A 6406-nucleotide genomic window follows, 5' to 3' on the forward strand; every position below is an offset into this window, starting at 1 on the left:
GCGGACTCTAGGTACAACCTGTGAGCGGCCTGTAGATCTTGGGTGGGGTTACGCGGTAGTTACACCCGAATTGAGCACCCGCAGGGCGGCCTGGACGGTGTCGGCCATCGCGATGCGTGCCGACGCCAGGTAGCGCCGCGGATCGACGAGATCGGGCTGGTCGCCGAGCGCCGTGCGCACCGTACCGGTGAATGCCGTGTTCAATGCCGTCCCGATGTTGATCTTCGCCATGCCACCCCGGACCGCCTCGCTCAGCTCCTCGTCCGGCACGCCCGACGAGCCGTGCAGCACCAGCGGCACCGGGACGGCGACGGCGAGCCGGCCGATCAGGTCGTGGTCGAGGCGGGCGCTGCGGGTGGTCATGGCGTGCGACGAGCCGACGGCGACGGCGAGCGCATCCACGCCGGTGGCGGCGACGTAGGCGGCGGCCTCGTCCGGGTCGGTCCGGGCGCCGAACGCGTGCGCGCCGCCCTTGCCGCCGATCTCGCCGAGCTCGGACTCGACCCACAAGCCGGCGGCACGGCATCGGGCGACGGCGGCGGCGGTGGCGGCGACATTTCCCGCGTACGGGAGGCGCGACGCGTCGTACATGACGGACCCGAACCCGTTCGGCGCCGCCTCGGCGAGCAGCTCGTCCGACTCGACGTGATCGAGATGCAGGCCGACGGGCACGTCCGCGGCGCCGGCGATGCTGCGGGCGGCGGCCGCGATCGGGGCGAGCCGGCCGTGGTGGAACCGCACCGCGTTCTCGCTGATCTGCAGGATCACGGGGAGACCGGCGGCCTCGGCCCCGGCCACGATCGCCTCGGCGTGCTCGATGGTGATCACATTGAAGGCGCCGACCGCGGTGCGCGCCGACGCGGCGGCGGCGACCAGGTCACCGGTGGGTGCGAACACGAGAACCTCCAGCGGTGGCGGCGGACGACGAAGCGGCGGCGAAGGACTCGGCCGAGACGGTGGCCCGGAGACGCCGGTAGACGCCGGGATCGAAGGCGCCGGCCACCGGCGCGGCGACGGCGGCCGCGGAGAGGGCGACGGCGTCGGCGAGCAGCTCGGGCCAGGGCGTGTGGTCCCGCAGCCCGCGAGCCAGCGCGGCAACGCAGGCATCGCCGGCGCCGGTGGGGTTGCCCTCGACCGCCTCGGGTGGGACGCATTCCCAGACGTCGTCGCCGTCGACCGCGAGCAGCCCGGCCGCGCCGCGCGAGACGACCACCGGCCCGGCGGCGAGCGAGCGCACCGCGTCGGCGAGCCCGAGCGGGCCGGGCCGGCGGCCGTGGCCCGGCCCGGCGGCGGCCGGAGGAACGGCGGCGGCGGGCGGGAGCAGGGCGGCGAGCTCGTCCGTGTTCGGCTTGGCCAGGGCCGGGCCGGCGCTGAGGCCGGCGAGCAAGGCCGGGCCGCTGGTGTCGAGGACCGTAGGCACGCCGGCCGCGGCGGCGAGGGCGATCAGGGCCGCGTACCCGTCGATCGGCACGCCGGGCGGAAGGGAACCGCTCAGGGTGACCACGGTGGCCGGTCCCAGCAGCTCGCGGAACTCGGCGAGGAAGAGCGACCACTCGTCCGCGTCGACCGGCGGGCCGGGCTCCCAGAAGCCGGTGGCATCGGCGGGGTCGACCACCGCGACCGTACGCCGCGTCTCGCCCCCGATCCGGACGAAGCCCGACCGGACCCCTTCGTCGGTGAGCAGGCCGGACACGCGATCGCCGGTGCCGCCGCCGAGAAAGCCGGTCGCGAGCACCGGCTCGCCCAGCGCGTGCAGCACGCGCGCGACGTTGAGGCCCTTGCCGCCCGGGCGCTCGGCCACCGTGGCGACCCGGTGCGTGCCGTGCGGCACCAGCGCGTCGACCGCGTAGGTGAGATCGAGGGCCGGGTTCAGCGTGACGGTGACGATCATGGCGAGACTCCGGAAAGGATCTGCCCCGCCTCGGGCTCGGGAACGGCCCTGGCGACCCTGACTGCCGGACTGGATACCGGCTGGGCTCGATCGCGTCGGTCTCGATTCCAACTGATCGAACGCGCACGTGTCAATAGCCGATCATGCGCGTATGGTGCTCCCAAATTGTTCATATGGACAGCGGAGGCGGCCGTGACCGAGTTCGACGTTCTCGTGGTCGGGGACGCCAACCCCGACCTGCTGCTGCGTGGCGACGTGCGCCCCCGGTTCGGCCAGGCCGAGCAACTGCTGACCGCGGCCGATCTGGTGCTGGGCGGTTCGGCGGCGATCACCGCGGTGGGTTGCGCGAGACTCGGCCTGCGTACGGCGTTGCTCGCGGCCGTGGGTGACGACATCTTCGGCGGCCTGGTCCGCGCCGAGGTCGAGCGCGCGGGCGTGACGCTGCTGCCCGCCGACCCGCACGGCGCGCCGACCGGCATCACCGTGGTGCTGTCCGAGAAGGACGATCGCGGCATGCTGACCCTGCTCGGGACGATCAACGGCCTGCGGCCCGGCGACGTCACCGACGAGCTGCTGGCCCGGGCCCGGCACGTACACGTGGCCTCGATGTATCTCCAGCCGGCCCTCGCGGCCGGTCTCGCCGGCGTCATGAAGCGGGCGCGGCAGTCGGGGTTGAGCACGTCGCTCGACACCAACTGGGACCCGGCCGGGAAATGGGAGTCGATCACCGAGATCCTGGCCCACATCGACTTCTTCCTCCCGAACGCCAACGAGCTGCGAGCGATCGCCGGCGTCCCCGACGTCGATGAGGCCGCCGAAATCCTGATGAAGACCGGCGCCGCAGTGGTGATGAAGGACGGCGAGCGCGGGGCACGCGCCTGGTGGCCGGGCGGCGGCGAGTGCGCGGCGCCGGGGGTAGCGGTCGAGGTGGTGGACACGACGGGCGCGGGCGACAGCTTCAACGCGGGTTTCCTTTCCGCCCGGCTCAGTGGCAAGGACATGCCGGAAGCGGTGCGCTGGGCCGCGGTCGCCGGCTCGCTGAGCACCCTCGCCGTCGGCGGCACCGCGGCCCAAGCGCGCATCGCCGACCTGCACGGATGATGCCTGCCGCGGCCCTTTGCTCTGCTTACCGATACGCGCACGATGAATATCGATTCACGCGGCGCGTATGGGTGAGCAGTGCGAGAGTCGCTCTGCTCACCTATACGTGCGGGCTGAATCGACATGCGTGAGGCGCGTATGGGTGAGCAGAGCCAAAGTCGCTCTGCTTACCCATGCGTGCGGGCTGAATCGATATGCGTGAGGCGCGTATGGGTGAGCAGAGCCAAAGTCGCTCTGCTTACCCAGGCGCGCGGGCTGAATCGATATGCATGAGGCGCGTATAGGTGAGCAGAGCAAAGGGCGCCGGTGTGGGGGTCAGCCCTTGATGCCGGTGAAGGTCATCGTGGCGATGAACTTTCGCTGGGCGAACAGGAACGCCAGGATCAGCGGCATCGTGGCCAGCACGTTGCCGGCCATCAGCTGCGACCACTCGGTGCGCCGCATGCCCTGGAAGTTTGCCAGGCCCACCTGCAGCGTGAACCGGGTGTCGTCGGAGATGGCGACCAGCGGCCACAACAGGTCGTTCCAGCTCCACAGCAGCGTGATGATGGCCAGCGTGGTCAGGGCCGGGCGGGCGAGCGGCAGCACGATGCTGCGGAACGTCCGCCAGCGGCCGCAACCGTCGATCAGGGCGGCCTCCTCCAGCTCGACCGGCAGGCCCAGGAAGAACTGCCGCATCAGGAAGATGCCGAAGGCCGAGGACAGCCATGGCACGAAGGCCGCGGCCAGGGTGTCGACGATGCCGATCCGGGCGAACATCAGGTACGTCGGGATCATCAGTAGCTGGATCGGGATCATCACGGTCGCCAGGATCAGGACGAAGGCGATGCCGCGGCCGGCGAACTTGAGGCGGGCGAAACCGTAGCCGGCCATCGAGCACAGGACCAGGTGGGACACCACCGCGATGCCCGAGACGATCACCGTGTTGGCGAACCAGCGCAGCGCGTGCGTCTCGGCGAACAGGTGGCGGTAGCCCTCGAGGTGCAGGCTGGTCGGGATCAGCTTGGGCGGGAACTGATTGATCTCGGCGCTGCTCATGAACGAGGTGAGCAGCATCTGCACGAGCGGCAGCACGAAGATCAGGGCGAGCGGCATGAGCAGCAGGTGCCACGGGCTGAACGGGAGACGCCGACGCATTTTCAGAACACCTCCGAGCCGCGGCGCCGGCCGTACAGGATCACGGCCAGGCTGAGCACCAGGGTCACGATGAACAGCAGGTAGGCGGCGGCCGCCCCGTACCCCAGGCGTTGGGTTTGGAAGGCCAGCTCGTAGATGTAGTAGACGATGGTCTGGGTGCTGTTCAGCGGCCCGCCGCGGGTGGTCGTGTAGACCAGGTCGAACAGCTGCATCGCGGTGATCGTCTGCCAGACCGCCACGAAGATGGTGACCGGCCGCAGCTCGGGCAGCGTGACGTGCCGGAAGACCCGCCACTTGGAGGCGCCGTCGACCACCGCCGCCTCGACCAGCTCGCGCGGGATGTCCTGGAGCGCGGCCAGGTAGATCACGGTGGTGAAGCCGACCTCGCCCCAGAGCAGGATCAGGCAGATGATGTAGAGCGCCTGGTGCTGGCTCTCCAGGAACTGCTGCTGCGGCAGGCCGAGGTGGCGGAGCACGTCGTTGGCGGCGCCGAACTGGGGGTTGAAGACGAAGCCGGCCAGGATGCCGGTGGCCGCGGCCGACGCCACGTACGGCACGAAGATGCAGGTGCGGTAGAAGCCGATCAGCCTGATCTTCTGGTTGAGCGCGACCGCGATGAGGATGCCCAGGATGATCGAGCCGGGCACGAAGATCGCGGTGAGGATCAGCGTGTGCCGGGTCGCCGCGATCATGTCGGGGTCCTGGACGAGCTGCTGGTAGTTGCGCCAGCCGACGTTCGTGCCCGGGGCGATGCCGTTCCACTTGGCGCGGGAGATGAAGAACGCCCAGACCGCCGGGAAGACGGAGAGCCCGACGACGATCACGGTGGCCGGCCCGGCGAACGCCCAGCCGGTGAGACTCCGCCGCAGAGCGCGGCCGCGAGGGCCGCGCTGTGCGGGAGTGGCGGAGTGGGTACGCGGGGTCACCGCGAACGTGACGGCCATCAGGAGCCGATCGAGTTGGCCGACTTCTTGGCCGCCTCGTCCAGCGCCGCCTTGGGCTGGGCCTGACCCTGCAGCACCTTGGCGATCGCGTCGCCGACGTTACGGGACATCTCCTCGTAGCCCGGCAGCGTGGGCCGGGCCTGCTTGGCGTTGGCCAGGTTGTCGAAGAACTTCTGGCCGCCCGGGTACTCCTTGACGTAGTCGGCGAACTCGGGCGAGTCCTTCTCGGTGGTACGCAACGGCAGGTTGCCGACCGCGAGGTTCCACTTCGGATCGATCTCGGCGCTGGTCAGCCACTTCGCGAAGTCGCGCGTGGCGCCGGCCCGGTTCACGTCCTGGTGGTCGAACAGCACCCACAGGTCGGGGCCGGAGACGGTCTGATGGTCGCCGTTGTAGCCGGGCAGGTTGACCACGCCGTAGTCGAGCTTGGCCTCCTTGAGCTCGAGCAGCGCCCACGGGCCGGAGAGCATCATGCCGATGTGCCCGCTGTTGAACAGCGGCGCGTACTTCTCGTCGGTCTGGTCCAGGTACATCGACTTGTCGTCGACCGCGATCTGGCGCAGCGTCTCGAGCGCGGCCACCCCGGCGTCGGAGTTGAAGGCCGGCTTGTTGCCGTCGAGGATCTTGCCGCCGTGCTGCCAGAGCATCGGCCACAGGTGCCAGGTGGTGTCCTCGCTGCCGGACACCGAGTACGCGGTGCCGTACTGGTTGATCGACTTGTCGGTCAGCTTCTTGGCCGCCGCCCGGAAGTCGTCCCACGACCAGTCGTCGGTCGGGTAGGCGAGGCCGGCCTTGTCGAAGATCTTCTTGTTGTAGATCAGCGCCAGGTTGTCGACCAGCGCCGGAATGCCGATGACCTTGTTGTTGCTGGTCGCCACCTCGCGGGCGGCGGCCGGCATCTCGTCCCACTTGAAGGACGGGTCATTGACGTACGCGGTGAGGTCCTGCGCCTTGCCGCTCGCGCCCAGATCGCCCGCCCAGTTGCCGTAGGCGTACGAGATGTCGGGGTAGCTCCCGGCCGTGAAGCCCGCCGACAGCTTGGTCAGCAGGTCGTCGGTGGTCGGCGCGCCGGGCGAGACCTTGATCGTGACGTTCGGGTGCGCGGTGTGGTACTCGGCGGCCAGCTGCTCGGCCACCTTCTCCTGCTCCTGCGGTTGCCCGGTCCACCAGGTGATTTCGACGTTCGCCTTCGGGTCGTAGCCCACGGCGGCGTCCTTGCCGTCATCGGTCGTTCCGCCCATGCAGGCGGAGAGCAACAGTGGGGGGGGGGGGGGGCGGGGCAAGAGCAAGCTGCCCGCGTTGACAAGCCGCAGCACCAACACCCCTCCCGCTC

The 6406-nt window shown here is 70.1% G+C and carries 6 protein-coding genes; 1 reads left to right on the top strand and 5 read right to left on the bottom strand.

Annotation, left to right across the window (positions count from 1 at the left end; genetic code table 11):
* Positions 1-48: 48 nt before the first annotated feature.
* Positions 49-897, bottom strand: a complete 849-nt coding sequence (locus ACZ6TB_RS17495; RefSeq protein WP_465555470.1) for a class II fructose-bisphosphate aldolase — start codon at positions 895-897, stop codon at positions 49-51.
* The gene (locus tag ACZ6TB_RS17500) at positions 878-1891 is read right to left on the bottom strand and encodes a 1-phosphofructokinase family hexose kinase (RefSeq protein ID WP_465555472.1); all 1014 of its coding nucleotides are present in this window, start codon (positions 1889-1891) and stop codon (positions 878-880) included. Before ACZ6TB_RS17500 ends, ACZ6TB_RS17495 begins: the two co-directional genes overlap by 20 nt.
* Positions 1892-2083: 192 nt before the next feature.
* On the opposite strand from ACZ6TB_RS17500, the gene ACZ6TB_RS17505 reads away from it, so the two are divergent.
* Positions 2084-2992 (top strand): carbohydrate kinase family protein, encoded by a 909-nt coding sequence (locus ACZ6TB_RS17505; RefSeq protein WP_465555474.1) that lies wholly within the window; start codon positions 2084-2086, stop codon positions 2990-2992.
* 315 nt (positions 2993-3307) lie between these two features.
* Here the strand turns inward: ACZ6TB_RS17505 and ACZ6TB_RS17510 are convergent, their stop codons facing one another.
* The 3 genes from ACZ6TB_RS17510 to ACZ6TB_RS17520 are packed head-to-tail and all read right to left on the bottom strand — an operon-like array spanning position 3308 to position 6314.
* Positions 3308-4129 carry a carbohydrate ABC transporter permease gene (locus tag ACZ6TB_RS17510; RefSeq protein WP_465555476.1) on the bottom strand — a complete coding sequence of 274 codons (822 nt, stop codon included), beginning with the start codon at positions 4127-4129 and terminating at the stop codon, positions 3308-3310.
* Between the two features lie 2 nt (positions 4130-4131).
* Positions 4132-5073: a carbohydrate ABC transporter permease gene (locus tag ACZ6TB_RS17515; protein ID WP_465555478.1), complete on the bottom strand. Its 942-nt coding sequence runs from the start codon at positions 5071-5073 to the stop codon at positions 4132-4134.
* Entirely contained in the window at positions 5073-6314 is a 1242-nt protein-coding gene (locus tag ACZ6TB_RS17520) for an ABC transporter substrate-binding protein (protein WP_465555480.1), read from the bottom strand. The genes ACZ6TB_RS17515 and ACZ6TB_RS17520 overlap by 1 nt, the downstream gene beginning before the upstream one ends.
* Positions 6315-6406: the final 92 nt, after the last annotated feature.

This window comes from Actinoplanes sp. NPDC051537 (assembly GCF_055586105.1).